Consider the following 473-nt stretch of genomic DNA (forward strand, 5'->3'; position numbering starts at 1 on the left):
GAGGCTGGCGCACTTCTTTACAACGCATTCGTCCAGGATCAGGCCAAAGGTGTTGTGCCGCGGACACCCGCCGAGCAGATGAGTGACATTCTGGATTGGGTTTTCGAAACGGCAGGCGAACCCGCCCGCAGCCTGGCCGCTGACTTGGCGGCAGCGTACCTAGGCAATCACGCCTTCCTGATCGATGATCTGGATGATTGGGACGCGGAAACCAAGTCGCATCGGGCGCACATGGTTTTTCATGGCGAGGACATTAGGGGACTTTCAGCGCGAACCGTCATGAAATTGCGGGCTCGAGCTGCCGCCGGATTTTAGCCGCGAAAATATCGTTAGACCGGTTGTTGCTACTAGTAACACGGGAGCGCATAACGAATAGAAAGGAACCCGCCCGGACGGGCCAAGAAGGTGTCGCAATGCGTATGACGTTTGGCAGTGCCTGCCGTAACGCGGGCCTTATGGCGGTGGTGTATTTT

At 57.1% G+C, this 473-nt stretch carries 1 protein-coding gene; it reads left to right on the forward strand.

Annotated features, from left to right (window positions below):
• On the forward strand, positions 1-315 hold a 315-nt coding region (locus GHO32_RS26580), incomplete at its 5' end, for a hypothetical protein (RefSeq protein WP_178113951.1).
• Positions 316-473: the final 158 nt, after the last annotated feature.

Source organism: Pseudomonas sp. FSL R10-2189 (genome assembly GCF_009600325.1).
GTDB classification, from domain to species: Bacteria; Pseudomonadota; Gammaproteobacteria; order Pseudomonadales; family Pseudomonadaceae; genus Aquipseudomonas; species Aquipseudomonas helleri.